Raw genomic sequence first — 26,659 nt, forward strand, 5'->3', positions numbered from 1 at the left:
CTCTAAAATCCGACTAACTCCTTTCGTTTTTTCAAAATCCCCCGGGCTACCAACCAGATATATTATCAGAACAGCACAACCAACACTTCCCAGTAAGCGGTTTTCCCTTGACCAGACTAGAAAAGAATTAATGCTAATGTTATTCCATTTTTGGATCCAGAGGAACTTCTTCTTTCAGTAGATCCCCCTCTTCATCCTTCCACTCAATCGCTAACGTAATATTTTCCGAAAAGCTTTCAATACTAGTGTTCAAAGCCTCTCTAGTCCCCCCTCCTTCTGGGATCATGATCTCTTTCCCCCTTGCCGTTCCACTTCCTTCACCATTTGGATACGTCAAGTAGTATTTGACGGTAGATGACGTATAGTCTTTCTTGAATGATAGATTTCCTCCAATGTGGTACTTTTCCTGATTTCCTGAGTTGGAAAACGTGACTTGGATAGTGGAGTTCCAAGAGGAGGACTCACCACTCAAATAATAATGTTCATCCCTTTCACTTTGACATCCAGATGTGATCAATGCCAATATCACAAGGATGAAGGACGCTACGTATTTCATAGAATTATTCATTCCCCTTCCGTTCCTGGACAATTTGTGTGTCATCGCTGTTTCCGGAAGCACAGGGACGGTTCTGCTGCTTCCCCTCAACGCAAAAAAGAAGCACGAGAACCGTCCCCGCGATTCTTCAACCCTCCAACACTTTCCCAATCATCAACCTCATAAACGAAACGACTTCTCCCTCACCAAGCTCTTCCCGAATCCAATCAAACTCACTTTCTAACAGACTCGCAATCTTCCGCACCGCTTCCCCATGGTGTGATGGTGTCATCGCCTCATAAATCTCCACCACCCGGTCTTGTCGTTCTTGTGGCAAATCCCTGTGAATCGTCTTCAACCCAAGTATCGCCCGCTCTTTCGCGTACCGTGACAGCAGGATGATCGTCACGTTTCTCATAGAGTGCCGCAGCATTTCCACGGCCCACGTATCATTCCCTCTCGCCGCTGCTTTCTGATATTGAAACAGAAACCAGGCAGCGTCGAGGACCTGATCCCTGAACTCCTCTTTTGAAACGGTGAGGTTTTGGCTAGATTCATATTTTTCCATCAGATTGTCGGGATCGTATAACACCGTAAAGAAATCCTTCTCCTGTATGGTCTTCTCCGTCACCGTGAACAGATCGATGTGCAGCCAGTCTTCATAAATGGCGATGATCTGCGGCGCAATGATGAAGATGTCATCGTGAAAGATGAGGTCCTTGTATGCTTTCAAGTGTTCGAGGCGGCGGGACAGGAATTCCTTCTCCTCCCCTTCCTCCACTAAACAGTACAGGTCGATATCGGAATGTTCATCGTGTTCTTTCCGTCCCATAGATCCCTTGAGGAAGACGCTCCGGACGCTTGGATCTTTTTTTAGGCTTTCGAGTACTTTTTCTACCGCTGCTTCTTGACGCATATGTACGTCCCCTTTCTTTTAAAACTTTAAATTCCTTGCCTTCCTGGGGTTATGGATCTCCAGCCACCTCTCAGATTTCTGAATCATCCACTCACCCATCCGATCTAAGAAATCCAAGATTTCATTTGGATCGTCAACCGGGTTGATCGCGTATTCCACTGCTTGCTTCATTTCGGATTCTTTCTCGGGGTAGTGCTTGGAAAATAGCTTATAGGCCGGATATAAATCTCTGGTATACGTTTTTTCTTCATCTATGACCAGAGCTAACCCAGCCCGTACGATGATCTTCATGATCCACCCGCAGCAGTCCGCTATATCCTCCCTGTCGTCATTTCCATTAAGATCTTCTTTTGCCAGTTCGATCTGCTTCGCTACATTCACAAGATGTTCATTCCCAAGACTTATGTCTGCTTTATAATCATGTAAATGCCCCTTTACATCTTCCCCATACACACAGACACTGTGCGTTTTAATCATGAAAGGGATGATGGAAAACGCTTCAGTGTTTAAAATATCTTCCTTATCGTAAAAACTGAATTCCACTCCATTTATACACGGAAACCTTTTGTTCACCTCTTGCTCCGCCTTCTCTACCCAGTTCAGGTCTAAATCCTTGATCCTCCTATTTGTAATGGCGATGGTATCCAAATCGGACACCCCCTCAATCCCCAATCCACGAGGGACGGACCCTCTAATGTAGATACTGTGCAAGTCCTCTTTCAAATGAGTTTGATACCATTCGATTACCTCTTCCACCACCTTTAGAAAAACAGGTCCAATCTTCTCTACTCTTGAATCATTGATGAGATAACCATTCGCATCCGTGGGACAAAAACGTCCAATTTCCTTTATTTCAGTCAATGTATCACTCCTTTTAAAGCCAGAGGGACGGACCCCCTGGCTGGTTAAAAATGTAGATTTCGCCATTATACCAATTTTTTCATATGAAACATATATTCAAACGGGAATTTAAAATAGAACCTCCCCCTTACCAAAAATTTATGAAGGTAACTATTTACAATAAATTACAAGTAAGTGTTTTACATTTCAATCTTATAAGGAGGAATATTTTTATGAAAAAGATGAGTTTTCTAATTGCTGGTGCCCTGGTCATGATGCTTGCAGGTTGTGGTGGGGATGCGGCTGTCGAGGAACTTGACAAGAATGATACGCAAAAAGCCGAGGCCAAGACGACGGGTACGTCCGAAGAAAAAACAGATAAAAAAGCCCAGGAAAAAGATATTTGGACGTATTACAATGACGCCAAATGGTCCGATGATTACAACGGCTTGAAGATGGAAATCCAAAAGGTGGTCGTGAGCGATAAAGCCCCTACAATGGAAGATGAGAACGCCAAATCGTCGGCCGTCGGAGTGAAGTTCAAAATGGAGAATACAACGGAAGGTAAGTTCACCTTCTACCCGGACCAGGCCGTCCTTGTCACGAGCACCGGTGAACAAATCGACATGCCGGACATGTGGGTCTCAGACAACATCGGCGGCGAGATCGACAAAGGCGTCATCAAGGAAGGCAATATCATCTGGTACTTGGAACGTGGCCACGCCGAAGACATCGAGTGGATCAAAATGGAATTTAACGGGCATCAAGGATCCGAGGATGACTTTGAGAGCGAGATGAAGGAGTACGAGGTTGAGTTACCATTGAAGTAGAGTGTGCAAGGGGACGGTTCTGCTGCTTCCATTTGATATGAAAAAGAAGCAAGAGAACCATCCCCTCGCTTCTACCCCAATACCCCCAAATACTCCTCCCAAGGCCCCACGTCTTCTGCATATCGTTTCGAGAAGACCCTCACGATTTGCGAAAGATGCGTCAGATCATGAACCACCCAAGTCGAGATGAGTTCACGAGCGGTGACTTTGCCGAAAGCAGGATGCAAACCCGTTCGATCAAGGGAGTTTTCGTGATGAATTAACAACTCGTTTAACTTATTTATGTTTTGGGATCGCAGGGAGGCAAATTCCTTTAGCTTCTCCGCAAGATTTCCTGAAGTATTACCATTCAAATGTGAAGCTCGATCAAATACTGGAAACACCGCACTTTCTCCTTCTTGCAGAATCATCTTTAGTCTTGGGATCCAATTATGTTTTTCCCCTTCAATGAGATGATCTACTACTTGAATTGCATTCCACGTCCCATCGCCTTCGTTACTCTCAAGCCATCCTTTTGACAAACCCGTCAGGAAACTTTCAAGAGTGACCGGAGTGCGCTCCAGAATCTCGATTCCTTCATTTAATGTAAAATTCATCCTCTTTCCCCCTTGCCTGTTTATCACTCTTCCTTTTCATCATACTTCAATCACAGCCTGGATTGATATCCCTTTTCATACCGTTTTTTCTCCTTTGAGCCAGCGCTTCACAGAAGCTTCATTTCATCTTCCCATGATACAATGAAAAGGAACGTTTCATTTAAAAATCAGGAGGGGATACCATGTTCACATCCAAAAATGATTTCCTACAAGAATGGAAGCAAGAAGCCGCAGTAACCCAAAAGGTAATGGACGCGCTGACAGACGAGTCACTGAAACAAGAGGTGGCACCAGACCTGTACAGCATCGGAAGCGTTGCCTGGCACATCACGGGAGCTACATACTACTTCCCGGCTCAGGTTGGCATCAATTTCGAAGTGCCGGATCTTCGCAAAAAAGCACCGACGTCCGCTGCAGAAATCAGCGAAACGTATAAGCTCATCAGTGACCGCCTCGTAGAAGCCGTTTCTGAACAAGTGTCAGATGAGAAGATGAACGAAATGGTCAATCTCTTTGGAATGGAAATGCCTGTTCAAGCCGTATTCCGCTTGTTGATTCAGCACCAGGCTCATCACCGTGGTCAATTGACGGTTCTCATGCGTCAAGCTGATTTGAAAGTGCCTGGCGTGTATGGCCCGAGTAAGGAAGAAATGGAAGCAATGAATGCGCAGAAGAGTTAATGAGTGAGGGACAAGTCTATTTTATGATTACTCCCTGAAAATCCTCGTCGACTGCAGCTCTGTTCTGCACTTTTGCACGGAGATCCTGAATAAATGGCTCCGCATCCTCCATATAAATCAACGCCTTCTTCACCAACTTCCTCTGCCCGAAATAGCCTCTCGCCTCTACCGGTTCCTTGAAGATGATTTCATATCTCAACTCATCGATCATCCCGAAGACACGGGTGAACACCCTTGGCAGCATGGCGACATGAAACACATTTTTCTCATGGATGATGCCCCCGCTTTTTGCATATTGGGTCCTGGCCGGCTGAATGGCCGAAACATCCTCTATGTTAAAACGAAGGGATCTCCTCACGCCGATTTTCATGGTGACCTGTTTTCCTTTGAACGCAATCGGTGAGTTCCGGACAAGATTATAGTCCCCGAGCATATAAAGAATGCTGTAGACATGCAGTACGACAAGGATATCCGCCCGGAGTGGATCCACGTCCTTTAAATAGTAATGAAACGCGAACGCTTCGATCACCTGTTCATGAAGAAGCGCGATGAACAGCCAGAAATAGTTGGAGCCTTTATGATAAGCATACGTTCCTTCACTCGGCTTCACCTTCCATCTGAACAGGGCATAGTAGAAGACGATCGCTTCTTTCTTTAAAATCGTGACGAAGGGATTTTCCTCCATGTCGCCTTTTCTATATTTTATAAAAAGAATGATAGCACCGATGTCCACCAGTACAATCAGGATAACAAGTGAGATGATCAGTTGAGTGTCCACGGTCTTCCTCCTTTATCCAGCTAAAATCCATATATACCCTTTTATGGAATTATCATCTTAAATGTAAGGTATCCTTTGTAGGATGTATACGGTTATTTACCGTTTTTTCTTAATAGACAAGGGATTGTGACGGAATGGTTAATGAGTGGAAATCATGGTTGACTGGGGATGAGTTTTTTGAAGGAGAGGACGTGGCTTGTTATAGACGCTCAAAAGCCAGGTGGACAGCATAGACGGTTCACCTGGCTTTGGTTAGGATATATCCTTTTTTTCTATTAAATATGGATGATGAATCTATGGACCAGCCAAAATCGGACTGAGCGAGGTCTTAATAGAGGGTCACAACTACGTCTATAAGCTAACCTCCCCTACTTCAAATTCCCCTTCATCCAAGAAGCGATCTGCTGCTCATCGGTGGTTGGTTTCTGCTCAAGTTGATGAATGACCCGCTCTTGCCTTTCAGTGGAATGGTTTTGACTCAGTTTCGCTTTGCCTTCAATCTGGTTGATCTTGATTTTGAACCCTTGAACGCCCCTGCTCATGCCGGTGAGCAAAGCAGGATCCAAATCCCCCAGGCTGTAAGAACTGTCGGGGGCTTCGAACGTTGATACCAATTCGGCCAGAGAATCGACGAGTTCATTTTCGTCCTTTATCAGCTCGACTTCCCCGTACACATGGACCGATACATAGTTCCAGGTCGGAACCGTTTGATCCGACTCGTACCATGAGGGGGAGATATAACAATGAGGACCGTGGAAAACGGCCAGCACCGTTTGTTGTTCGATCTCTTTCCATTGAGGATTGGGACGTGCAAAGTGTCCGTATAAATACGTATTTTCTTTGTTTAACAACAGCGGTAAGTGCGTGGCAACCGGCTTTCCAGCGTATTGAGAAAATAGAGTCGCAAAGCTGTGATCTTTGATGACCCCGTACGCAACCGATTCATCGGTGATGGTAAAGTCTTTAGGAATATACATTGTGATCCACCTTTCAAAGAATTGGTTTGGTCAAAATCAAATCCGTCTGTTCCTCATCCCCCATATAAAAAGAATGGGATCCCGTCTGGATAAACCCCATTTTCTTATAAAAGGCAATGGCGTTTTCATTCTTTTCCCATACCCCAAGCCAGATGGTTTTCAGGTGTTGTTCACTGGCCATTTCCTCTGCTTTATTCAGTAAATATTTGCCGAGACCATGTTTCTGGAAAGTGCTCTTAATATAGATCCTCTCGATTTCCAGTGATTCATCCCCCATCTCTTCCGACTGGGCATCACCGGTATTGACCTTTAAATATCCGGCGACGTCCTCGTGAACATACACCAAATAGAAGTGTGAAGAGCGATGGGATAATTCGGTTTCTACTTGTTCCACGGTAAAAGCCTTTTCTAAATAAGCTTTCATATTTTCCGGTGAATTTTGATCCTTAAAGGTCTCATTGAATGTATCATAACTGATTTCTTGAAGTGTGTGTGCATCTTCGAGAGTACACTTTTTCAATCTGATCGTCATAAGCCTCTCCCCCCATCAATACTGCCTCTTGTTTCCCTTTTTCACATATTCCCAGTCTTTTTCAATATTTTTTCTGGCCCTTTCAAGGAGATCAACCAGAATTTCGGCTTCTCTTTCGGAAAATCCCTCCAGTGCCACAGAATTCGAATGATCATTTTCCCTTTTGATAAAAGGATAGACCGTCCTCCCTTTCTCCGTTGGGAACAGCTTTTTAATTTTCTTATTCTCTTTGTCTTCTTTCTTTTCAATAAAACCATTGATCTCGAGTTTCTTAATCGCACGGGCCGCGGTCGTCCGGTCCACCTTGATCATCTCGGCTACCTTTTCCTGAATGATGCCCGGGTTTTCACATATGCGCACAAGGTACAAATACTGCCCCTTCGTCAGGTCATATTCCTTAAATTCAATATTACTGATCGAATCCAGCGCCCGCGCAATCATGCCAATTTCACGAAGAATCCCTGTCATACATACCCTCCCCAGTTACGTCCTTTCATGTAAATGTCATCATCTAAGTATAGATTCAATATACTAGCTTTTTGTTGCATTTGCAACAAAATAAAAAGTAATAGAGGTCCGTCCCTCAAGAAGAGGGACGGACCTGTTTATGGTTGTTTTTCAAACGCCAGCTTCAGTCCGAATCCGATCAATACGGTGCCTGTGGCTTTTTCCATCCAGCCCTGGACTTTCGGGGTTGTGAGCCATGTGCGCAGGTAGTGGATAAAGAAGACATAGATGAAGAACCAGAGAATGGATAGGAGTGTATAGACCAAGCCCATCAGGATGAGCTGATCTGCTGCCCCGGATTCAGCGTGGACGAACTGAGGCAGGAACGTCAGGAAGAAGATGGCGACTTTGGGGTTGAGCACATTCGAGAACAGCCCCTGCTGAAACGCTGACTTCTTGACCGCTCTCTGGTCCGGTACCTCCTCCCCCTTCTCTTTTTTCGAAAAGAAAGAGGAAACGCCAAGATAGATCAGGTAAATCGCTCCTACATATTTGATGATTTCGAAGGCAGCAGCCGACTGCATGAGGATGGCGGAGAGTCCGAACGCCGCCGCAAAGGTATGGACGAGTGAACCAGATGTAATCCCGAGTGCCATCTTGAACCCCTCGGTCTTTCCATCTGAGATCGTTCTCTTTGTCAGTAATGCCGTATCGATTCCGGGACTCATGACTACAAACAGAGAAAGCAGAATAAACGTGACGAATTCATTCATATCATTCATTCCTCCTGACAAATATGTTAAAATCTGATTTAACTAAAGTTAATTTATTTTAACATACTCTTTTCGTCTGCGTTCAATTAAATTAATTAAAAGTAAATTAAATTAAACGGAGTGACCTATGGAAAATATCAATATCGGTAAAAAGGTTGAAACATATAGAAAGTCTCAGGGTCTCAGCATCAGGGAACTGGCCAACAGGGCCGACATCACCCCCTCGATGTTAAGTCAGATTGAACGGGGTCTTGCCAATCCGTCCATTCAAACCCTTAAAATCCTGGCCAAAACCCTCCAGGTTCCCACATTCAGTTTTTTGCTTGAAGAAGTGAGGACGGAGGAATTGGTGGTCAGGTCTCAACACCGCAAGAAAATGATCATGAATGATGTATCATATGAGCTGGTGTCCCCGGATATCTCAGGAAAAATGGCAACGGCCATCATGCATTTCCCACCGGATAGTTCGTCCTCCGAAAAGCTCCTCGACCACCAGGGGGAAGAAGTTGCTTTCGTCATAGAAGGCAAAATCCGGATCAGCTTGGAAGGCGAAGAATACATTCTGGAAACAGGGGACAGTGTGAAAATCCCATCCTATATGAAGCATAGATGGATCAACGACTTTAGTGAGAAAGCAGCGATTTTATTTTCCGTGACGCCTCCTTCGTTTTAAGCCATGGGTCCCTTGGCTCCAAGTCTTAAAAAACAACCAACGGACCTGTCCCCGCGGTCCCTCATGTGCTATAGTATCCTAGTATCAATTGAGAACGGAGTGAGCATATGAATTCAACAACGAAAGAAATCACACTGATCATTATCGGCTCCTTATTCTTCGCCCTCGGGGTCAATTTGTTTGCGATTCCTAATGAGCTTGGGGAAGGCGGCGTGACAGGAATTTCGATGATTCTTTACTATGTATTCGATTGGTCGCCGGGTATTACGAACTTCGCCATGAATGGGGTTCTGCTAGCGATCGGATATAAGGTTTTAAATAAACGGGTAACATGGTACACGATGCTTGCCATTTTCTTTACCTCCCTCTTCATTCAACTGACGGAAGGGATGGGCGATTCAGTCGACATCATGCTTGGCACCGTATTCGCCGGTGTATTCATCGGGATCGGACTTGGCCTTGTCCTGCGTTCAGGCGGGACGACGGGTGGATCCACGATTGTGGCCCGCATGCTGAACCAGCGATTCGGTTGGGGTGTCAGCACGAGTATGTTCGTGTTTGATATTATTGTCGTCCTCAGTTCCATGTTCGTCATCGGAATCGAAAACACGATGTACACCGGGATTTCCATCTATATCAGCACGAAAATCCTCGATTACCTGATCGATGGGTTCGATACAAGGAAGGCGGTCACGATCATCTCCCAGGATACTGATGCCATCGCTGAGAAAGTCAGCGCCAAAATGGACCGTGGTGTCACCATCATCAACGCTCGGGGACATTATTCAAAGTCATCCAAAGATATTCTCTATGTCGTGATCAACAAACAGGAGCTCTTCCTCCTGAAAAAAATGATCCAGCAAATCGATGAAAAAGCATTCGTCGTCGTGCACGATGTAAGAGATGTATTCGGGGAAGGATTTACATTTCCAAAGACGTAAGCATGGGGACGGTTCTCGTGCTTCCTTTTTTACCAGAGGGACAGGTCCCTTGGCTCACTTGGACCAGGGAACCTGTCCCTATTTTAATCTCTGTAAACATTCGTTTAGATGATACCCCAACCTTAGTTCCTCCCCATCATCTCCTCATACGTCCTCCCCGCAACCTCTACCTCATACCCCGCTTCAAACTGCCCCATCAGCAACCGCAATCCATTCTTCCGGTCTTCAAGATTCCCTTCTTCATCGATTAACTGCATGCCATATGAAGCGATATCCGCCACAACCCGCTCATTCCGGTAATAAGCAAGCAGGACCGGATCGACTTCTACTTCTCCATAACCCTTATAGAAAAGATCAATATGCTCGGTGCGCTCATCCTTGAAGCACAACCCCAACCCCACTCCCGGGAACATCAAATCCCTTTCAACAGGGGCCATGACCGGATCGTCCCAATCGACGATGAATAGTTTTGAATCCCCATCGATCATCACATTGCCGGGATGGATATCCCCGTGGCATAGAACAAATCCACTTTTATCACGATCCTGCAGCCTCTGTCCAAGTTCCTCCGTCCGCTCTACAATGTTCAGGATGTCCTCGCGCTTTCTTTTCCAAAAATCAATCAGTTTCTCTGCCACTTTGTCACGGGGAAGATCTGCATCCATCTCCCGGTCGAGTTCCCTGACTTTCTCACACCAGGGACCGGAGAAATCTTCTTGGCGCAGCTGCACCTGAAGGTCATGAGGGATCCCTGCAGAATGGATGGACTTCAGGATCTGTCCAAACCGAATCGACTGTTGCTCGCTTAACGGCGATTCGAAACCCGTTCGCCCGTCTACGAATGGCGAAAGGATCCAGTGGTATGCTTCCTGATGGACCGCCAGCTCTTGACTCGTTGTCGGGATGGGCGGTATGACCGCGTCGATTCCTTGAGTTGAGAGGAAATGAATGATTCTGATCCCCGTGTCATCAAAGGGACCTTGGATCATTTTTAGAAAAAACACCTCACCTCTCAATCCTATTACACGATAGACTGCCGCTTTCGGATCATGTCCGATGGGCAGGAACGTCACTTCTTTCGCTTCCACGTTAAAATGGTCTTTTAATCCACCGATGATTTTTTCCTGGTTGAACTCAGGTTGTTTTAACATACATCCATTTCCCCCTTCACATGCGTCAGAGGGACAGGTACCGAGTCTCAAAACGAGCCCCGATACCTGTCCCTCTGGTTTCATACGTTCCTGATCGCCGCAACCGCTTCGATTTCCACCAGTTGATCAGTGTATCCGAGCACCGTCACTCCTGATTAGGTACTCGGAACATCATGATCCCCGAACTCTTTTCTTATCGCCTCCCAAGCCGTCACTAAATCGGACTGATGATGAGAGGCTACAAGGACCCGGGTGTAGACGACGTCCTTCAAGTAGGCACCACTCTCTTTCAGTACTTCCTTCATATTCTCCACACACAGCTTGGCTTGGAGTCCATAGTCCTGTGCATGAGGAACTTCCCCTTCTTTATTCAGAGGACAGGCACCGGCTAAGAAAAGGATGTCCATGTCTGAAGGTATTTTTGAAGCGTAAGCATAATCAACATGGGCTAATTGTGCTGATCGAATAAAGGATATTTTATTGGTCATGGTGTTCCCTCCTCTCTGAGAAAAATTTCACCTATGGTTTCTTTTAATCTATCAACATACCCCTAACACCTCACATACTTCCGCTTAAATCCGATCCGTCCCTTCTCCACCTGCTTCTGGATATCTTCGGCAGACTTCAGGACACTATTTTTCTTCCCTTCCCTGACCATCTCGACAGGACCGATTTCCTTTGCGGTCTCGAGGGCCTCCTCATGAAGGGGCACATACGACACTCCCATGGTCCCAACAAAGTTATTCATCGCGGATTTCGTCCGTTCAGGTGCATCGTGGATCGTGTCTTTCACTTTCCGGAGCATTCCCCTAAGCTTCTCTTTGGAAAACTCTTCGTCCTTCCGGTTCCCGAGGAGCCAGCAGTAGCAGCTCCAGCCCGCGGACATTTTCAATTCGTCCCCGCTCTCAATCCATTTATCGGCGACCTCCTGTGCGATATCCGCTTCTGCCAATGTGACCGATACCACGTTATCGGACAGCATATAGAAGTAAGCCCCTTCGATCCAGCGGTCAAAGTCTGCTTCGGTCATCGCTTTCGGGTCTGCGATGACGCCGGCAAAGTACATGGCATCGTAATTTCCCGTAGCGTATAGTTCCTCTGCCAGGGCCTGGTTCTTTTTGATTTCCTTCGCCATCGGCTTCATGGCACCCGTCGCGACGCCGAACACAGGCTCCCGGGCACCGTTCGATAGGTACATTTTCTTCGTTCGTTCCTTGCCGAGGACTTCCAGTTCCTGCATCACGGTTTCCAGATCCATTCCATCCACTTCCTTAATTTCATTCATCTTATATGTATTCTTCTTACATCGCCCTGTCCCTTTTATTTTTTCTATTTTTCACGAAAGCAATCAGAAGGAGAAGGATCGGAATGCCGACAAGCAGAGGCATATGCAGGACATACATGGCTACCTTCAGCCCTTCATGGATATGTTCCTGGAAATTGCTCGCAATCGACATGGACATGAATAGGACGATCAGGCCGAGTGGATAGGCGAGTCGCGATGGCGATTGAATCTTAAATACGCTCGCCGTCCCGATGACAGACGCATAAAAGAAGATGCTGATCTTCAAGAAAATCCCGATCACCAAACCAAGCATAAAGAAGACATCCAGACGTTCCAGAAAGTCGGCCACCTGTATCGACTGGACCGTACTAAGTAGGGGAAATTGCGAACGGGCCGTCAGATCCACCCCCAGCACACTGATATTGATGAGCATGGTGAGGATCAGATTGATACCGCTCAGTCCCGTTGCGCAAAGCATCGTCAGCTTCGCTTTCTTCGGATTATTCAAATATGGGAGAATCATCGTAAAGACAAAGACTTCCGTAAACGGAAAATACAAAGTTTGGGTAAAAGTCACTTTCAAAACCGGCATTAGCCCTTCTTCCAGTACAGGTTGGAGATTGGTAAAATCGATCAAGCCGGAAACGACGATCAGGATAAATCCAACGACTGAAAGGATAAACATTAACATAAACAGAAGTTCTCCCGACCGCCCGATGACTTCGATCCCTTTTCGCACCGTATAAATGATGACCAGCATCAAAAGGGCATTGGCAATGAATAATGGGGTTTCCGGATACGCAAAGGTCAACAGCATTTCACCAAAGTCCCGGAGAACCCTTGACGCATCATACATAAAATAAAATAGATAAAGAAAAGCAAGGACCGTCCCTGCCACCTTCCCGAGAATCTTCTGCATGTATTCCGTCGGCAGGAGGTCTGGATAATACGTGTACAGTTTATGATAGACGAGCAGCAGGACGAAGCTTGCGATCATCCCGAACATGATCGCAAGCCACGCATCCTGTTTCGCATCGATGGCAAGAGGGACAAGTAAAGAGCTTCCCATTTCAAATAACACAATTAAGACAAAGAGCTGAATGCTGCTGATTTTCGCCTTTTCCACTGAACGGGTCCCTCCTTTTCCTTACTCTTCTTCTAAACTTGAAAGAAACGATTTATTACGCAGTCCGGCTCGGCGGATGTAGGCTTCCACCGTAATATCCACCTTCAACTCCGGAAAATAAACCTCATTCCACATCGCTTTAAGCTTATTCCAATCATCCGGTCGTGAACGCCGGACCGCTTCCCCAAAACCGAATATATCGACTTTATTGGTTTGGGCCTGTTCAATCGCTTTTTTTATTTCTCCTTCAATCTCTTTCTCAACCTTTTTTTCCATCTGTGAAATCACCTTCCTATCGGTGATATCGATGGGCTCACTCATCTCCCCTATGCTTCCTTCGACCCGCGTGTGAATCGATATATGAGGCCTGCCGTTCTTCATATCACCCGACACGGTGGTCTTCTGCCGGTTCGTTTGATAGGCGACGGCTTCTTTCTTTCCATTCCAATTGATATTGATGTCCGTTCCCTGGATCTCGTCCCTGATCCACACGGTTCCCCTTGCCGATTTGCCGTATTGCCAATCGACTAATTTCTCGTCTTTGATCATCGCTATCCCACTGGCTTCGATGGTGGATTCAGGCTCACTTTCCTGGATATTTTCAGGCAGGCCTGCATGCTTCGGATCTCCTAGGAGACGAAACCCTGAGACAACGGTCCCCCCTTTGGATGAATGCAGCCCTTTCATCACGTCCTGAATCGACGTCTTCACATTATGTCCCCATGTCTTCTCGGAGAATTCCAATGTTTTCAGCACCTTATTCGCCGGGATTTTATCAACGGGGGTTAAGGTCCGGAGCAGATCTTCTGCCGAAGAATGGTTCGCGATCACCATCGTCGTCGTGATCCGGAATTCATGATCCCGGTCGATGGCATCGATGATTGTCGCTACTCCTTCTTCTCTTGCAAGATCCTCGCCGATCACGACCAGATTGGCATGGGCATAATACAATCGTCGGGAAATCTTACTGGATGCGTGCCTGCTTGCTTCTACTAAATTATCCCCCGTAGCCGAATAAATCGTCACGGGTGGACTTTGAGAACCGCCGCCGCGCATGCCTCCAGCGACGTTCCCGGGATTGATGATCTGAAGGGTCATGATATACTTCCCGTCATCCGCTTTATCCACGCCCATCGCAGCCACAATGGCCAGATCTGTCAACTCTTTCTTACTCCAACAGCCGGACAAAAAGAAGGAGATGGCGATTAGAATAAAGAGTATCTTCATTTTACGAGCCATTGTTATCGCCTTCCTTCCCGTCTCCATTGACCATCGTACGAGAGGCCGGCGTTTCCGGACCTTGATTGGTCCCTTCCCTTACAGCATTGGCGCTGATCAGGCGCGGTCTCTGCCGGAGGGTCCACCAAGGAAGCCGCACAAAGGTATCCTTGTTATTCACCGGGATGAATGGAGCAAACGGGGCCATATAAGGTACTCCAAAGGAACGGAGGCTGCATAAATGGACGACCATCAAAAGAAAGATCAGTATGATACCGTAGAACCCAAAGGTCGCGGCACCGATCATGAATAAGAAGCGGATGATACGGGCCGAAATCGCCATATCAAAGGATGGCGTGGCAAAACTCGCGATCGCCGTGATCGATACGATAATGACCATCGCCGGTGACACAATGCTCGCTTGCACCGCTGCCTGTCCAATGACAAGGGCACCGACGATCGAAACGGCAGAACCGATCGCTTTCGGCAATCGAATCCCTGCTTCCCGCAGGATTTCAAACGTGATTTCCATCAACAGGGCTTCCACGAATGCCGGAAACGGAACCGACTCCCTCTGGGCGGCAATCGCGACAATGAGCGTCGTCGGCACCATCTCCTGGTGAAAGGTTGTGACCGCCACAAAGGTCGCAGGGGCAATCAGCGAAATGGCAAACATCAAGATGCGCAGCAGCCGGATCGATGTCGCAATATCGAATCGGGCATAATAATCCTCTGCCGACTGGAAAAATTGAATGAACAGGGCAGGGGCAATCAGGACAAAAGGAGTTCCATCCACAAAGATGGCGATCCGCCCTTCAAATAGATTCCCTGCCACTACATCCGGCCGTTCCGTGTTAAAGATCGTCGGAAACGGCGTCATCGTTTGATCTTCTATCAGCTGTTCGATATACCCCGATTCCAAAATACTGTCGATGTCGATCTTCTTTAAACGCTTGCGGATTTCCTCAATCACTTCTTCATTGGCAATGCCATGTATGTACATCAGTGTCACATCGGTCTTCGTCACGCGGCCGATCTTCATGGACTCGAGCCATAAATCAGGGGTCTTGATGATGCGCCGTACCATGGCCGTATTGGTCCCGATCGACTCCGTAAACGCCCCCTTTGGCCCGCGCACTACCATTTGAGTGGTGGATTCCGATATGGAGCGCGTTTCGCCCCCTTTCGTGCAGGCACTCAACGCCTTCGCAGTCCCGTCCACCAGGACAATCGTGTCACCTGCCATCAACGAGGAGAACAGCTCCACCCACTTATCGGTCGATGACATATTCCCCACCGTCATCATGTCATCCGAAATCAGACTAATGGCATCGTCTTCATTCAACTCCTCCTTATGATCATCCTTCATCATGGACTGCAGCAGGAACTCCTGAATCGATTGATTGTCTACGATTCCTTCCACATACACAATCGCCGTTTCAATGGACGCATCCTTCCCCATTTTCAACCGGCGGATGATGACATCTGAACTGTTCCCCGTTTTCTGCCGGATCATATCAAGGTTGACGGACAATGAACGCTGTATATATTCTTCCGAGGTATCAGAAGCTTGGTTTTCTGGTTGTTGGTTCTTCTTTGGTTTACGACCTTTAAAGAACGAAGACATAGATTCCGGCACCCTTCTCTCATTTTTTATTACTGTAACCAAATGAGGGGTATTTATGTAATTTTTTACAAAGGAATGAACCTCCATCCGTAGGCAGAACCTAAGAAAAGGAGCGTGATCAGTATGAAAATCTTTGGTATTACACTTTTAATGATGGGATGTTTAATGGGGTTTTCGTTAGGCCTCGATATTCTTCAGGGTTTCGACGTGTCAGATGCCTTGCACAACGCCGTCAGTCCTTTTCGCGTCATGGAAGTGGCCGAGATGGTTGTCCTCTTCTTCCTCCTCTTTCTCTTTTTTGGGGAAACGGCCTATGAGGTGATCAAGAAAAGAAAGGCAAACAAATAAAAGAAGATGAGCTTCTCACCACTCATCTCCCTTTGCACAATCATCCATCCGTTGAAATCGGAATCTCCAACACATTCGTTTTCGAACCATCTTTTGCTGAGTAAAAAAATAATTCCAGCCTCATGTCATCTGTCGTGAGGATCTCTTTTTTAAAGGATAGGGTAAACTCACCCCAGGCAGGTGCACCCTCTGTTTGATAGTTGTTTTCATCCACCACTTCATCCTCATCATAAAGCGCGTATTGAAAGACCCCTTCAAATACCTGTGCCTTCCCCGTTACCAAAACCTCATCTTCCGTTTGAGTGACGACCACCTCTTTAAAGGATTCGTTTTGATAAACGGTTGGGGAGTTGTCTTCACTGGTTGGAGCAGGCTCCTGCTCTGTCACCATTGGTTTTTCCTTTTCTTCCTGTTGTGGCTGAGTACAAGCAGCCAGTCCGAACGCCGTGATCACCGTTAAAAACAAAACCACTCTCTTCATCATCTCACCCCTGGTTTTTATTCACTACTATTCTTCTTTGACAGAAATTATTCTTTTCCCCCTACTACCCCCTTTGCTTGTAAAAATTCACCATCCAGAGAAGCTTCAAGCTTTCAATAACCATTCTAATCTTTTATAATGATAATTAAGAATTATTATAATTATCACACTATTTAAGTGGTAGTTGCTTTTCCCTATTTTTTAGAACAGGAAGGTGAATCGTAATGGAAAAAGAGAATCGCCCTGATCAAAAGGATCACTCCGCAGCATCTGGAGAATGTCCATTCACTCATCACAAGGATAGCGCCATCACGACAACGACGGCTCCCGGAGGCACGACGAATAAAGAATGGTGGCCGAACATGCTGAACCTGAGCATCCTTCGCCAGCACGACCGGAAAGCGAATCCGATGGGGGAAGACTTCAACTATAAAGAAGAATTCGCGAAGCTTGATTACGACGCATTGAAGCAGGACCTTCACAATCTGATGACAGACAGCCAGGATTGGTGGCCGGCAGATTACGGTCATTACGGTCCCTTCTTCATCCGTATGTCTTGGCACGCAGCAGGTACATACCGCGAAACGGACGGTCGCGGAGGCGGTTCATCAGGTTCCCAGCGTTTTGCTCCACTCAACAGCTGGCCGGATAACGTCAACCTCGATAAAGCCCGCCGCCTGTTATGGCCGATCAAGCAAAAGTACGGCAACATGATTTCATGGGCAGACCTCCTCGTCCTTACAGGGAACGTCGCCCTTGAATCCATGGGCTTGAAGACCTTCGGATTCGGTGCCGGTCGCGAAGACATCTGGCATCCGGAAGAAGACGTATACTGGGGAAATGAGAAAGAATGGCTGGCTGACAACCGTTACTCCGGTGACCGCGAGCTTGAAAATCCACTCGCTGCCGTCCAGATGGGGCTCATCTACGTGAACCCGGAAGGCCCGAACGGCGAACCGGATCCACTGGGAAGTGCCCGTGATATCCGTGACACATTCGGACGCATGGGGATGAACGATTATGAAACCGTCGCCCTGATCGCAGGCGGTCACACATTCGGGAAGGCCCATGGTGCGGGTGATGCCGAGCTTGTCGGAGACGACCCTGAAGCGGCCGACATTGAAAACCAAGGCCTCGGCTGGATCAGCTCATACCGAAGCGGAAAAGGCCGCGACACAATTTCAAGCGGTGTCGACGGTGCCTGGACGACGAATCCGACGAAGTGGGATAACGGCTACTTCGACCTTCTATTCGGCTACGAGTGGGAGAAAACGAAGAGTGCAGCCGGCGCTTCCCAATGGACACCGGTCGGCATGACGGAAGAACATATGGCGCCGGACGCCGAAGATCCATCCATCAAAGTGAAAACGATGATGACAACGGCAGATATGGCGCTCCGCATGGATCCTGATTATGAAAAAATCTCCCGTAATTTCCATGAAAATCCGGAAGAGTTCGCCGACGCCTTCTCCCGTGCCTGGTTCAAATTGCTTCACCGCGACATGGGCCCGAAAGCAAGATACTGGGGTCCGGAAGTTCCGGATGAAGAGTTGATTTGGCAGGATCCCGTTCCGGCAGTGGATTATGATCTTTCCGACAGTGAAGTCGCTTCGTTGAAGGAAAAAATCCTGGACACAGGCTTAACCGTAAGCGAGCTCGTGAAAACCGCATGGGCATCCGCCAGCACGTACCGCGGTTCCGACATGCGCGGTGGTGCGAACGGTGCCCGCATCCGTCTGGCTCCTCAGAAGGACTGGGAAGTGAACGAGCCGCAGCAGCTTGAGAAAGTCCTTGGTGTCTACGAAGATCTTCAAAGCAAGCTTGATAAAAAAGTCAGCCTTGCCGACCTGATCGTATTAGGCGGAAATGCAGGAGTTGAAAAAGCCGCCCGTGATGCCGGATTCAACGTAACCGTTCCATTTTCACCTGGACGCGGGGACGCAACGGCTGAGAATACCGACGACGAGAGCTTCGGCGTTTTGGAGCCCGTATCAGATGGCTTCCGCAACTATCAGAAGCAGGAATACGCCGTCAGCCCGGAAGAAATGCTTGTGGACAAATCGCAGTTGCTCGGACTGACCGCTCCTGAAATGACCGTCCTGATCGGCGGCATGCGTTCCCTAGGTGCCAACTACGGCGGAACGGATCATGGCGTATTCACCGACCGCGTCGGTACCCTGAACACCGACTTCTTCGTCAACCTGTTGGATATGGGCATCGAATGGAAACCGACCGGCTTCAATCAGTATGAAGGCCGTGACCGCAAGACAGGTGAAGTCGTGAGAACCGCTACGCGCTTTGACCTTGTGTTCGGTTCCAATTCCGTGCTGCGTGCCTTGGCTGAAGTATACGCGCTGAATGATAATCAAGAAAAATTCGTCCGTGACTTTGTTGCCGCGTGGGCGAAAGTAATGGATGCTGATCGGTTTGATTTGAGATAATGAGTAGTGGGCCTCTTCCTTGATGGAAGGGGCTTTTTTTGCACAGACAACCTTCATCTCTCCCACAATTTCATTGACAAATCCCCACCTCTCCATTATTATCAATATCGATAACAATCACAAAAGGATGTAATCGAATGACCCAAATAGATACCGACCTATTCCTCCATCCGGTCCGGATGCGGATCATACAGCATCTCTCCAAAGGAGCGGCGACGGTACATGAGCTGAAGGAATGGATGACAGATGTCCCCCAGGCCACCCTTTACCGGCATTTGAATCGGCTGACGAAGAATAACATCATTCATATCGTCGATGAACGGAAAATCCGTGGTGCCGTCGAGAAAACCTATGCCATGCAAGAAGACAATCCCTATATGACAGTTGAAGAATTGGAGCAGCTGCCAGGCGAAGAACATCTTAAATTGTTCATGACCTTCCTATCCTCCGTGACAGGACAGGCAAGAAACTATCTTCTGGACGACCCGGATCCTGCCCGTGATTTCTTCGGATATAACCAGCTGGACCTTTACGTGACACCCGACGAGCTCAAAGAGTTGACGGCAGGCATGAATGAACTTCTGAGCAAATTCAAATCGAACAGACCGACGGAGGAAAACGAAAAGATTTCCCTTATCCAAATGCTTATCCCAGAACCCAAAGGACGTGACCATACATGATCAGAACGAAATTTTACCGAAAAGTATTCGAACTGAACGGCCATCCCATCATCGCCAAAGGATTACGCTCGTTCGCTCAATCGAAGATGAGCAGACCGTTTATCGCTTCTTTTGCCAAAGTCTATAAGCTGAACATGGAGGAAGCCACGCGTGGACTCCGTGACTACGGCACCCTTCATGATATTTTCACACGGGAACTAAAGCCGGATGCGCGACCGGTCGCCGATTCTCCGGATGCATTCGTCAGCCCGTGCGACGCTTATTTATCCGTCGTCGACGACTTGACCCCTGAGAGCACATTCATGGTCAAAGGTCAGGATTATACGGTGGAAGAACTGCTGGGTTCTGCTGAGAAAGCTGCCCCGTATGCCGGCGGAAAGGTTCTCATCTTTTACCTGAGCCCGACCGATTATCACCGGGTCCACGTGCCGATCGATGCGAGTGTTGAGGAAGTCTACACACTTGGGAGACACGCCGATCCTGTGAACGAGCTCGGACTCACGCACGGTGTCCGTCCCCTTACCCGGAATTACCGCCTCGTCTCCCGCTTTGATGTGGCAGGATCTCCTCTTGCCCACGTCATGGTCGGGGCGCTGAATGTGAACTCGATCGTCCGGACGAATAAGAGTGACGTCGTTCACCGGGGAGATCCGTACGGGTACTTTTCATTTGGATCGACGGTCGTGGTTTGTGTACCACAAGGAAAGTTCAGCTTCACCCGGGAAAAAGGACCGGTGAAGATGGGTGAGGAGATTGGGAAGTGGCATTCATAAAAAAGAATGGTGGGGAGATCAGATCGGGTTCAACACCGGGGCTGAAAAATAAACGGAAAATCTCCGCTTACTTTAGTGATGAATCGTTAATAAGGCAGAAATAGACGGAAAGATTCCGCCAATTTGTTCAAAAAGTACAATTTGGGGTGACTTTTCTGTTCGTAATCGGAAAATCTCCGCTTATTTAAACCCACAACAACGTCCATTCTGAATGTAACCGGAAAAACTCCGCTTATTTCACCTTAAATGCTTCTACTACTAAAGCCGTCATTAAAAAGCGCCTGTCCCTCAAAAAAAGGGACAGGCGTTTTTCCTATTTGACCGGGCATCACGCCCCGATGCTCTCCCGTACTTCTTCCTCTTTCTCTTCCGTCCGCTTCTCCAACTTATAAACAAGCACTCCACCGATCAACAACCCGATCCCAAGCAGCTTCTCCCAGGACAATGAAGACGGTTCAAACCCGAACCAGCCTCCCGTGTTGACGATGAATGCGATGGTGATTTGCGAGATAAGCGCGATGGAGATTGCATACGCCGGGCCGATCAGCGTGACTCCCCTCATCAGGAAGAATACGATGCCGACGCCGAACACTCCGCTAAAAAGAAACACGGGATTGACGCCGCTAAAGTCAAAAAGGCTTTTGTCTTCCATTGTATAAAAGACCGGCAGTGAACAGACGAGACCGAGGCCGAGAACGAGGCTCGTCGTGGCCCATGGACCGGTTTTTTCACTGACCCGTGCGTTGAATACGTTTTGCAGGCTGATTAAAATACCTGCGATGATGGCTAATCCGATTCCGAACATGTGAGACCCTCCTTATTCATAGATGTTTCCCTTTGCCAGGGTGCTGAGTTTATCCAGATCCTTGATGGTGATGGAACCGTTGACCCTCTCGATGAGGTCATCCGTCGCCATTTTCTTCAGTACCCGATTTAAATGGCGGTAGCTCGTACCGATCCATTCGGCGAGTTCCATTAGGTTTGACGTATGCATTTCCTGATGGAACATGGTCCCTTCCCCCGCTTCAGATATGGACAGTAAGTAGCTTGCCAGGCGCACTTCGACGGGATACAGCATGTGCATACTCGTGATGTGGGATTCCGTGTAAAACTTATGGGCCACCGTATAAAACAGAAAGCGCATGATGGCGGGATTCTCCTTCTCAAGCCTTGCCAAATCCTCGAAATACACCGACAGGAACAACCCGTCTGTGACGGCTTCCACCGAATTGAGGACTGCCGTTCCCTTCGAATACTCCACATCCCCGATCAGGGCCAAGGGCCGCTTGAACCGGTTGATCAACAGCTTCCCTTCCGGTGTATGGGTGAAAATCTTGATTTTTCCTTCCATGAGGAAATGCAGTTCGTCGAGTTCTTCCCCTGTGGAAAAAAGGACATCTCCTTTTTCAAAGAAATAGATTTTGATATGTTTTCTGAAATCAGCCGGAAATATATCGTCCAGCTCAAATTGAGTGATAAATCGGTCTGGATTTGCACCTTGAATTTCTTTCATCATCCGACTCCTTTTCTACAATTGAAACAGGATGACTCCCGCCAGCATCATCGTAAGTCCGACCACCTGCCGCGTTGTAACCGGGATCTTCTTTTCCCCGAACCATCCTTTAGACTCGATGAGAAAGGCCGTCCCGATCTGTGCGACAAGCAGGATCGCAATCGCCGCTGCGGGACCGATCGTGTGGATCGCCGTCAGTTCCGAGAACACCACGATCACGCCGAACGTGCCTCCGATCAAGTACAGGAACGGCACCTCTTTGAAGCTCTTCCCTTTTCCATCCCTGACGTTCATATATATGGTCATCGAAATCGCAAACGCTACGAGGTGGACCATCGAGGTCGTATGCCACCCGCCGATCGCGTCACTCATCCGTGCATTGAAAATTCCCTGCATCGTAATGCAAAGTCCTCCAAACAGAGCAAAAATAGCACCTTTCATCGTTCATCCTCCTATTCTTTGTTCTATTAAATAGGTGGTTGTGGTTTTGTGAAAGGACATATGTCCTAAGGTTGTGCCGATGGGGGATTGGGTATGCGTTTTCATGTGAGATTCCTGGCGTCGGGATGATTTGTCAGCAAAATCTTCATTATACTGTAAGCGTAAAAAAGATCCACGCCTTCAAATGAAGATGCGGATCTTTTTTACGCTTACACGATATCCCGTTACAACAGCGAAACTCCATTTATCAGCGATTCCCAAACTTCACATGCAACCTATAATGTCACACCAAAGGAGCACACCTGCCTAAGGTGAACCCGGAGGATTATACTTCGGCGGAACCCTTAGCCATCCCCTCGAGATCATCAAGTTCTTCAACGGAGCAGCAAATTTCATCAGGTTAATTTGAATGAAAAAAAACATCAGTCCCACATCGGTCCGGACGGTCTTTGACATCGCCTGAGCACAAAAGGTGATGGACATTGCCACTTTGGCTGAGATGAGGTTGGCGATCTCGTCATCCGTCAGCTTGACCCCTTCAGGAACGGCGCTTTGCTCGGACAGTGGTTTTTTTGGATTGACCAAGGGCAGAGGCACCCCTTCCCTTAAAAGGAACTTCTCTATATTCTTCGTATCGTGCATGCTTCCTTGCAATGCATTCTCAAGCACATGCTTTAAATCCTTGTCCGTCGTGGTGTTGAGTCCCACTTGATAAAGAGCGTGGGCTTCGTGAAATGCCGTGAATGCCGTCCAAAGATCCATCACTTCGCCGACATGGAGAGGCGGTTTCGGCGCTTCATCTGTAAAATTTTTTATGATAGCGGAAATCGCTTCGAATGCGTTGGTCATTATGTAACCTCCTGATGCTTGTTGCCATTATTATTCGCTAAACATTCGGATTGAATACATGTTTGAAGGGCATAAAAAAATAGGCCAAAGACTGGCCCAGGTAAAGCATATTTTATAGGGGATATGGGGTCTACGTTATCAATGATATCACTGGGATCCCGCTTTTCACACGCAACCTTCTTTACTCTGCAACACCCAATCCCCACTTCACATATCCCATCAACCACTCTGTCTGCTCCTTCAACTGGATCGTCTCAGAGTCCAGGATCGCATGGTCCATCGCCATCCCATCGATATGGGAAATGATGCCCTTGGCGATGACTTCAGGTTCAAACCGGGGAGAGAATTCCCCTGCCGTGACGCCTCCTTCGATGATGTTGACGGTCATTTGATACGCCTGAAGGAATCGCTTCCTCGCGTGTTCCTTCCTGCTTTCATCATGGCGGCCCGTGATGAAGTATTCAAGCTTCGAAGGGGCCAGGGCGTCCATATCATTGGTTGCCTCCTTGCTTTCTCCGAGGAAGCTCATGAGGAGGACATCCCAGTACGATCCCTGTTGTTTTAGCATCGCCTGGATGCTTCCTTCGATGACCTCCAACTGCTCCTCCGCAATCAAGGCTTCAAAGAGATCCTCTTTATTTTCAAAGTATTGATACAATCCTCCCCTGCTTACGCCGGCCCGTTCCATGACGTGTTTCATGGTGGTGTTTTCATAGCCGTGCTCGCAGAAGACTTCCCGTGCGGCTTTCAATAAATTAGAGCGGCGTTGCTCCTTGTGCTCCTGACTGACTTTCGGTGACATCCGTCTCCTCCTCTACTTTATGTCTTACTGCAATGGATACGAAGAATAATACGATCAATAATGAACCGGTGATGATGAAAGCCGGGATGATCCCGATCACGGTGGCAAGGGCTCCCCCTGCGAGCGGTCCGATGATCGTCGCCGTCGTCGTGGTACTGTTGACGACCCCGAATACCCTTCCCGTCATATGAACCGGCGTTTTCTCCTGGGTCGCTGCCTGGAACGGGATGAAGACGAGACCGGCAGATGCTCCTGCCATCAATCCAAGAGCGGGAACCCACAGCATCGACAGACTCAGATCATAATGCGTCAAGACCCCCATCAAACCGAATCCCAGCCCGATTCCGAACACCCCGACACACATATAGACGAATGCGTTATAATCGGTCTTTTTCGACAGATAGATCCCTGTGATCAGCATTCCGACACCTGCACTTGCCACGAGATATCCCAGGAGATTCGGTGAAACATCCGTCAACTGGCGCAGCAGGACAATGAATTGAGAGTCAGATAGTTGGAGAATCAATAAGCTGATCCCCAGCAAGAACAATCCATATAATAAGAAACGGCTTTTCTTAATGAACGAGAATCCGACTTTGATCTCTTCCTTGAAGGAAGGTCCGTCCCTCTTCTCCACTTCGACTTTCACTTCTTTCACGGCTTTTGGTAAAAGGAAGATGAAGATCGCCGAGAGGAAGAAGGTGGCGGAGTCCAGATAGAAGACGTTGTACGTTCCGATCAGGGACACCAAGATCCCGCTCACGAGGGGCCCGATGACCTTTGTGCCCGAATCGATGGTGGATGAAAGAGACATGGCACCCTTGATGTTCTCATCTGCCACAAGCTCCTTCAACTTCCCATTCTTCGCCGGAATGAATACAGAAGAGAAGATCCCCGTCAGGAACAAACAGCCGTACACCATCCACACATTCGTCGCCAGGGTGAGGAGCAGAATCAGCACACCCCTCACCACATCGGAAAACACCATCAGCGTCTTCCTCTCCATCCGGTCCGCAATCGTTCCCGTGATCGGTCCGAATAAAGCCATCGGCAATGCCAGACTCAGAATGATCAACGACATCTGCATCGGTGTTGCTTCCCATTTTAACCCAACCAGTGTAATGATCGCCACAATACTCAACCAGTCCCCAAGCCCCGAAATCGCCTGCGCCGTCATCAACGTAATGAACCCCTTATTTTTCCGTAAAGAAGATCCCATTTCCCATCGCCCCTTCATTTAAAATGACATTAGTGTCATTTTCTTACTCTTAGTATATCGACACGAGTGTCATTTTGCAACCAGCTTTTTAAATTTTTTTAAAAATAGGTAAACTTACCTTATAAGAAAAGGGGGTCTACATATGCCTAAACCAGTAAATCTTGATATGTTGATTGGAGAAATGGAATCGCAGTTTGAGGGGTATCACTATTTTCTCCATAAAGAGACAATGGAAGTGATCATGGTGTCTACTGAGATTTTAAGCCATGCGGAAGATGAAGAACCGATAGAAGAGCTTGAGGATTGGGAACAGATTGAATATGCCCAGGTTGTAGATATTCTTGAGCACCCTTCCCACTATCTGGACCTGCCTGACAGTGAGGAAATCAATGAGTATCGCATGATGGAACATTTCTGTTATTCCCTGGATGACGGCCACGCCAAAGAACGGCTGATCTCAGCCATTCAAGGACGGGGAGCGTTTAGGAGATTCAAGGATGCGGTGGATCAGTTAGGAAAGAGGGATGAATGGTTTGCGTTCAGGAGGGAGTGTTTCAAGGAGGAAGCTAAGGATTGGTGTGAGTTTCATGGGTTGGAGTATGAATGAGGGTGGGGAATGATTCCGCTTTCCCTACGGATCCATTCCACCATTTGTTCTCCGATTGTTTCATCACGAGCAATAGGCATCTCCCTTTGACCGTTTCCTTAGGCGTCATTAGCCTAAAGTAATTAACCTCGGCATGCCGAATGGCATAATGCGCATCAATAGAACTCGTAATTCCATAATACAAGGACACCCCCAACAAACAGGCAATGATAAACCCCGATACACCAGGAGATTGATTTAGTTTTTTATAAAACACAAAGGTCGTAATACAAACAACGATAAAATATCCTACCGATACCATCAGGATTAAACGACGACTTTTCGCTTCGTTTATAGCTTCACGATAACTCTCCAGATATTCTTCATTCTCCCTGTTTTTCTGAAAGGTCTTCTTCTGTTTCTCATGGCGGATTTCCCATAGTAACGTACGATCTTCCTTTACAACTTTATAATGAAACCCACCTGCACTGCCTTCTTTAATCACCTCGGATGTCTCTGCATTGACCAGTATCGGAAAAAACATGAGCAAGAACACCAATATCATAGCTTTTTTCAACATAAAATCCCCCTTTTCTAAAAC

32 protein-coding genes are annotated in these 26,659 nt (G+C 47.5%); 9 read left to right on the forward strand and 23 right to left on the reverse strand.

The window, feature by feature from the left end; genetic code table 11:
• Positions 1-139: 139 nt before the first annotated feature.
• The 3 genes from ATG71_RS00430 to ATG71_RS00440 all read right to left on the reverse strand — a co-directional run bounded on the left by ATG71_RS00430 (position 140) and on the right by ATG71_RS00440 (position 2,312).
• Positions 140-556: a hypothetical protein gene (locus ATG71_RS00430; protein WP_142953446.1), complete on the reverse strand. Its 417-nt coding sequence runs from the start codon at positions 554-556 to the stop codon at positions 140-142.
• A gap of 127 nt (positions 557-683) precedes the next feature.
• On the reverse strand, positions 684-1,451 hold the full coding sequence (locus ATG71_RS00435; protein WP_098437531.1) for a nucleotidyltransferase domain-containing protein: 768 nt from the start codon (positions 1,449-1,451) through the stop codon (positions 684-686).
• Between the two features lie 18 nt (positions 1,452-1,469).
• Entirely contained in the window at positions 1,470-2,312 is an 843-nt protein-coding gene (locus tag ATG71_RS00440; RefSeq protein ID WP_098437533.1) for a nucleotidyltransferase, read from the reverse strand.
• Between the two features lie 212 nt (positions 2,313-2,524).
• On the opposite strand from ATG71_RS00440, the gene ATG71_RS00445 reads away from it, so the two are divergent.
• The gene (locus ATG71_RS00445; protein ID WP_098437536.1) at positions 2,525-3,121 is read left to right on the forward strand and encodes a hypothetical protein; all 597 of its coding nucleotides are present in this window, start codon (positions 2,525-2,527) and stop codon (positions 3,119-3,121) included.
• A 71-nt stretch (positions 3,122-3,192) separates the two neighbouring features.
• Here the strand turns inward: ATG71_RS00445 and ATG71_RS00450 are convergent, their stop codons facing one another.
• Positions 3,193-3,717, reverse strand: coding sequence for a DinB family protein (locus tag ATG71_RS00450; protein WP_098437538.1), 525 nt, complete (start codon positions 3,715-3,717; stop codon positions 3,193-3,195).
• A 182-nt stretch (positions 3,718-3,899) separates the two neighbouring features.
• Here ATG71_RS00450 and ATG71_RS00455 point away from each other — a divergent pair, with 182 nt between their 5' ends.
• A complete protein-coding gene (locus tag ATG71_RS00455; RefSeq protein ID WP_098437540.1) occupies positions 3,900-4,397 on the forward strand; it encodes a DinB family protein in 498 nt (165 codons plus the stop codon).
• Between the two features lie 16 nt (positions 4,398-4,413).
• Here ATG71_RS00455 and ATG71_RS00460 read toward each other — a convergent pair whose 3' ends face one another.
• The 5 genes from ATG71_RS00460 to ATG71_RS00480 form a co-directional block, all read right to left on the reverse strand.
• Positions 4,414-5,175 (reverse strand): hypothetical protein, encoded by a 762-nt coding sequence (locus tag ATG71_RS00460; RefSeq protein ID WP_098437543.1) that lies wholly within the window; start codon positions 5,173-5,175, stop codon positions 4,414-4,416.
• A 368-nt stretch (positions 5,176-5,543) separates the two neighbouring features.
• Positions 5,544-6,152, reverse strand: coding sequence for an FMN-binding negative transcriptional regulator (locus tag ATG71_RS00465; RefSeq protein ID WP_098437546.1), 609 nt, complete (start codon positions 6,150-6,152; stop codon positions 5,544-5,546).
• A gap of 13 nt (positions 6,153-6,165) precedes the next feature.
• Positions 6,166-6,684, reverse strand: coding sequence for a spermidine/spermine N(1)-acetyltransferase (gene paiA / locus ATG71_RS00470; protein WP_098437549.1), 519 nt, complete (start codon positions 6,682-6,684; stop codon positions 6,166-6,168).
• A 15-nt stretch (positions 6,685-6,699) separates the two neighbouring features.
• Entirely contained in the window at positions 6,700-7,152 is a 453-nt protein-coding gene (locus ATG71_RS00475; protein ID WP_098437550.1) for a MarR family winged helix-turn-helix transcriptional regulator, read from the reverse strand.
• A gap of 137 nt (positions 7,153-7,289) precedes the next feature.
• Complete coding sequence (locus ATG71_RS00480; protein WP_098437551.1) at positions 7,290-7,904, reverse strand: LysE family translocator; 615 nt, start codon at positions 7,902-7,904, stop codon at positions 7,290-7,292.
• A gap of 127 nt (positions 7,905-8,031) precedes the next feature.
• On the opposite strand from ATG71_RS00480, the gene ATG71_RS00485 reads away from it, so the two are divergent.
• Both ATG71_RS00485 and ATG71_RS00490 read left to right on the forward strand, forming a co-directional pair.
• Positions 8,032-8,577 carry a cupin domain-containing protein gene (locus ATG71_RS00485; protein WP_098437552.1) on the forward strand — a complete coding sequence of 182 codons (546 nt, stop codon included), beginning with the start codon at positions 8,032-8,034 and terminating at the stop codon, positions 8,575-8,577.
• A gap of 107 nt (positions 8,578-8,684) precedes the next feature.
• Positions 8,685-9,518: a YitT family protein gene (locus ATG71_RS00490; protein ID WP_034761627.1), complete on the forward strand. Its 834-nt coding sequence runs from the start codon at positions 8,685-8,687 to the stop codon at positions 9,516-9,518.
• Between the two features lie 122 nt (positions 9,519-9,640).
• Here the strand turns inward: ATG71_RS00490 and ATG71_RS00495 are convergent, their stop codons facing one another.
• The 6 genes from ATG71_RS00495 to ATG71_RS00520 form a co-directional block, all read right to left on the reverse strand.
• A complete protein-coding gene (locus ATG71_RS00495) occupies positions 9,641-10,669 on the reverse strand; it encodes a phosphotransferase (RefSeq protein ID WP_179886412.1) in 1,029 nt (342 codons plus the stop codon).
• Positions 10,670-10,824: 155 nt separating this feature from the next.
• Positions 10,825-11,157, reverse strand: a complete 333-nt coding sequence (locus tag ATG71_RS00500) for a RidA family protein (RefSeq protein WP_286162870.1) — start codon at positions 11,155-11,157, stop codon at positions 10,825-10,827.
• A gap of 62 nt (positions 11,158-11,219) precedes the next feature.
• On the reverse strand, positions 11,220-11,927 hold the full coding sequence (locus ATG71_RS00505) for a DNA alkylation repair protein (RefSeq protein ID WP_098441678.1): 708 nt from the start codon (positions 11,925-11,927) through the stop codon (positions 11,220-11,222).
• 43 nt (positions 11,928-11,970) lie between these two features.
• Positions 11,971-13,080, reverse strand: coding sequence for a GerAB/ArcD/ProY family transporter (locus tag ATG71_RS00510; RefSeq protein WP_098437554.1), 1,110 nt, complete (start codon positions 13,078-13,080; stop codon positions 11,971-11,973).
• 21 nt (positions 13,081-13,101) lie between these two features.
• Positions 13,102-14,319: a Ger(x)C family spore germination protein gene (locus tag ATG71_RS00515; protein ID WP_098437555.1), complete on the reverse strand. Its 1,218-nt coding sequence runs from the start codon at positions 14,317-14,319 to the stop codon at positions 13,102-13,104.
• On the reverse strand, positions 14,309-15,925 hold the full coding sequence (locus tag ATG71_RS00520) for a spore germination protein (RefSeq protein ID WP_098437556.1): 1,617 nt from the start codon (positions 15,923-15,925) through the stop codon (positions 14,309-14,311). Before ATG71_RS00520 ends, ATG71_RS00515 begins: the two co-directional genes overlap by 11 nt.
• Before the next feature lie 123 nt (positions 15,926-16,048).
• Between ATG71_RS00520 and ATG71_RS00525 the strand changes: the two genes are divergently transcribed.
• A complete protein-coding gene (locus ATG71_RS00525) occupies positions 16,049-16,273 on the forward strand; it encodes a YczF family membrane protein (protein WP_098437557.1) in 225 nt (74 codons plus the stop codon).
• 40 nt (positions 16,274-16,313) lie between these two features.
• Here the strand turns inward: ATG71_RS00525 and ATG71_RS00530 are convergent, their stop codons facing one another.
• Complete coding sequence (locus ATG71_RS00530; protein WP_098437558.1) at positions 16,314-16,757, reverse strand: Gmad2 immunoglobulin-like domain-containing protein; 444 nt, start codon at positions 16,755-16,757, stop codon at positions 16,314-16,316.
• Between the two features lie 221 nt (positions 16,758-16,978).
• Here ATG71_RS00530 and katG point away from each other — a divergent pair, with 221 nt between their 5' ends.
• The 3 genes from katG to ATG71_RS00545 all read left to right on the forward strand — a co-directional run bounded on the left by katG (position 16,979) and on the right by ATG71_RS00545 (position 20,648).
• The gene (katG, locus tag ATG71_RS00535; protein WP_098437560.1) at positions 16,979-19,195 is read left to right on the forward strand and encodes a catalase/peroxidase HPI; all 2,217 of its coding nucleotides are present in this window, start codon (positions 16,979-16,981) and stop codon (positions 19,193-19,195) included.
• 137 nt (positions 19,196-19,332) lie between these two features.
• Positions 19,333-19,875: a helix-turn-helix domain-containing protein gene (locus ATG71_RS00540; RefSeq protein WP_098437562.1), complete on the forward strand. Its 543-nt coding sequence runs from the start codon at positions 19,333-19,335 to the stop codon at positions 19,873-19,875.
• On the forward strand, positions 19,872-20,648 hold the full coding sequence (locus ATG71_RS00545) for a phosphatidylserine decarboxylase (protein ID WP_098437564.1): 777 nt from the start codon (positions 19,872-19,874) through the stop codon (positions 20,646-20,648). Before ATG71_RS00540 ends, ATG71_RS00545 begins: the two co-directional genes overlap by 4 nt.
• Positions 20,649-20,976: 328 nt before the next feature.
• On the opposite strand, the gene ATG71_RS00550 is transcribed toward ATG71_RS00545, so the two are convergent.
• From ATG71_RS00550 to ATG71_RS00575, 6 genes are all read right to left on the reverse strand, one after another.
• Entirely contained in the window at positions 20,977-21,453 is a 477-nt protein-coding gene (locus ATG71_RS00550; protein ID WP_098437567.1) for a DMT family transporter, read from the reverse strand.
• A gap of 12 nt (positions 21,454-21,465) precedes the next feature.
• The gene (locus ATG71_RS00555; RefSeq protein ID WP_179886413.1) at positions 21,466-22,161 is read right to left on the reverse strand and encodes a Crp/Fnr family transcriptional regulator; all 696 of its coding nucleotides are present in this window, start codon (positions 22,159-22,161) and stop codon (positions 21,466-21,468) included.
• Between the two features lie 15 nt (positions 22,162-22,176).
• A complete protein-coding gene (locus ATG71_RS00560; protein WP_098437572.1) occupies positions 22,177-22,602 on the reverse strand; it encodes a DMT family transporter in 426 nt (141 codons plus the stop codon).
• A gap of 306 nt (positions 22,603-22,908) precedes the next feature.
• The gene (locus tag ATG71_RS00565; RefSeq protein WP_098437575.1) at positions 22,909-23,451 is read right to left on the reverse strand and encodes a DUF3231 family protein; all 543 of its coding nucleotides are present in this window, start codon (positions 23,449-23,451) and stop codon (positions 22,909-22,911) included.
• A 181-nt stretch (positions 23,452-23,632) separates the two neighbouring features.
• Complete coding sequence (locus ATG71_RS00570; RefSeq protein WP_098437577.1) at positions 23,633-24,253, reverse strand: TetR/AcrR family transcriptional regulator; 621 nt, start codon at positions 24,251-24,253, stop codon at positions 23,633-23,635.
• A complete protein-coding gene (locus tag ATG71_RS00575) occupies positions 24,207-25,472 on the reverse strand; it encodes an MFS transporter (protein ID WP_098437579.1) in 1,266 nt (421 codons plus the stop codon). The genes ATG71_RS00570 and ATG71_RS00575 overlap by 47 nt, the downstream gene beginning before the upstream one ends.
• Positions 25,473-25,614: 142 nt before the next feature.
• On the opposite strand from ATG71_RS00575, the gene ATG71_RS00580 reads away from it, so the two are divergent.
• Positions 25,615-26,079, forward strand: a complete 465-nt coding sequence (locus ATG71_RS00580; RefSeq protein WP_098437581.1) for a UPF0158 family protein — start codon at positions 25,615-25,617, stop codon at positions 26,077-26,079.
• Here ATG71_RS00580 and ATG71_RS00585 read toward each other — a convergent pair.
• Entirely contained in the window at positions 26,039-26,638 is a 600-nt protein-coding gene (locus tag ATG71_RS00585; RefSeq protein WP_098437584.1) for a hypothetical protein, read from the reverse strand. The two genes, ATG71_RS00580 and ATG71_RS00585, sit on opposite strands and share 41 nt — an antisense overlap.
• Positions 26,639-26,659: the final 21 nt, after the last annotated feature.

It is taken from the genome of Bacillus sp. es.034 (genome assembly GCF_002563655.1).
Lineage (GTDB): Bacteria > Bacillota > Bacilli > Bacillales > Bacillaceae_B > Rossellomorea.

Bases quoted from the DNA above. Each gene is read 5' to 3' on its own strand.
- ATG71_RS00430 (WP_142953446.1), bottom strand. From the start codon at position 556: ATGAAATACGTAGCGTCCTTCATCCTTGTGATATTGGCATTGATCACA.
- ATG71_RS00435 (WP_098437531.1), bottom strand. From the start codon at position 1,451: ATGCGTCAAGAAGCAGCGGTAGAAAAAGTACTCGAAAGCCTAAAAAAA.
- ATG71_RS00445 (WP_098437536.1), top strand. From the start codon at position 2,525: ATGAAAAAGATGAGTTTTCTAATTGCTGGTGCCCTGGTCATGATGCTT.
- ATG71_RS00450 (WP_098437538.1), bottom strand. From the start codon at position 3,717: ATGAATTTTACATTAAATGAAGGAATCGAGATTCTGGAGCGCACTCCG.
- ATG71_RS00455 (WP_098437540.1), top strand. From the start codon at position 3,900: ATGTTCACATCCAAAAATGATTTCCTACAAGAATGGAAGCAAGAAGCC.
- ATG71_RS00465 (WP_098437546.1), bottom strand. From the start codon at position 6,152: ATGTATATTCCTAAAGACTTTACCATCACCGATGAATCGGTTGCGTAC.
- paiA (WP_098437549.1), bottom strand. From the start codon at position 6,684: ATGACGATCAGATTGAAAAAGTGTACTCTCGAAGATGCACACACACTT.
- ATG71_RS00475 (WP_098437550.1), bottom strand. From the start codon at position 7,152: ATGACAGGGATTCTTCGTGAAATTGGCATGATTGCGCGGGCGCTGGAT.
- ATG71_RS00480 (WP_098437551.1), bottom strand. From the start codon at position 7,904: ATGAATGAATTCGTCACGTTTATTCTGCTTTCTCTGTTTGTAGTCATG.
- ATG71_RS00485 (WP_098437552.1), top strand. From the start codon at position 8,032: ATGGAAAATATCAATATCGGTAAAAAGGTTGAAACATATAGAAAGTCT.
- ATG71_RS00490 (WP_034761627.1), top strand. From the start codon at position 8,685: ATGAATTCAACAACGAAAGAAATCACACTGATCATTATCGGCTCCTTA.
- ATG71_RS00495 (WP_179886412.1), bottom strand. From the start codon at position 10,669: ATGTTAAAACAACCTGAGTTCAACCAGGAAAAAATCATCGGTGGATTA.
- ATG71_RS00500 (WP_286162870.1), bottom strand. From the start codon at position 11,157: ATGACCAATAAAATATCCTTTATTCGATCAGCACAATTAGCCCATGTT.
- ATG71_RS00505 (WP_098441678.1), bottom strand. From the start codon at position 11,927: ATGGATCTGGAAACCGTGATGCAGGAACTGGAAGTCCTCGGCAAGGAA.
- ATG71_RS00515 (WP_098437555.1), bottom strand. From the start codon at position 14,319: ATGGCTCGTAAAATGAAGATACTCTTTATTCTAATCGCCATCTCCTTC.
- ATG71_RS00520 (WP_098437556.1), bottom strand. From the start codon at position 15,925: ATGTCTTCGTTCTTTAAAGGTCGTAAACCAAAGAAGAACCAACAACCA.
- ATG71_RS00525 (WP_098437557.1), top strand. From the start codon at position 16,049: ATGAAAATCTTTGGTATTACACTTTTAATGATGGGATGTTTAATGGGG.
- ATG71_RS00530 (WP_098437558.1), bottom strand. From the start codon at position 16,757: ATGATGAAGAGAGTGGTTTTGTTTTTAACGGTGATCACGGCGTTCGGA.
- katG (WP_098437560.1), top strand. From the start codon at position 16,979: ATGGAAAAAGAGAATCGCCCTGATCAAAAGGATCACTCCGCAGCATCT.
- ATG71_RS00540 (WP_098437562.1), top strand. From the start codon at position 19,333: ATGACCCAAATAGATACCGACCTATTCCTCCATCCGGTCCGGATGCGG.
- ATG71_RS00545 (WP_098437564.1), top strand. From the start codon at position 19,872: ATGATCAGAACGAAATTTTACCGAAAAGTATTCGAACTGAACGGCCAT.
- ATG71_RS00550 (WP_098437567.1), bottom strand. From the start codon at position 21,453: ATGTTCGGAATCGGATTAGCCATCATCGCAGGTATTTTAATCAGCCTG.
- ATG71_RS00555 (WP_179886413.1), bottom strand. From the start codon at position 22,161: ATGAAAGAAATTCAAGGTGCAAATCCAGACCGATTTATCACTCAATTT.
- ATG71_RS00560 (WP_098437572.1), bottom strand. From the start codon at position 22,602: ATGAAAGGTGCTATTTTTGCTCTGTTTGGAGGACTTTGCATTACGATG.
- ATG71_RS00565 (WP_098437575.1), bottom strand. From the start codon at position 23,451: ATGACCAACGCATTCGAAGCGATTTCCGCTATCATAAAAAATTTTACA.
- ATG71_RS00570 (WP_098437577.1), bottom strand. From the start codon at position 24,253: ATGTCACCGAAAGTCAGTCAGGAGCACAAGGAGCAACGCCGCTCTAAT.
- ATG71_RS00575 (WP_098437579.1), bottom strand. From the start codon at position 25,472: ATGGGATCTTCTTTACGGAAAAATAAGGGGTTCATTACGTTGATGACG.
- ATG71_RS00580 (WP_098437581.1), top strand. From the start codon at position 25,615: ATGCCTAAACCAGTAAATCTTGATATGTTGATTGGAGAAATGGAATCG.
- ATG71_RS00585 (WP_098437584.1), bottom strand. From the start codon at position 26,638: ATGTTGAAAAAAGCTATGATATTGGTGTTCTTGCTCATGTTTTTTCCG.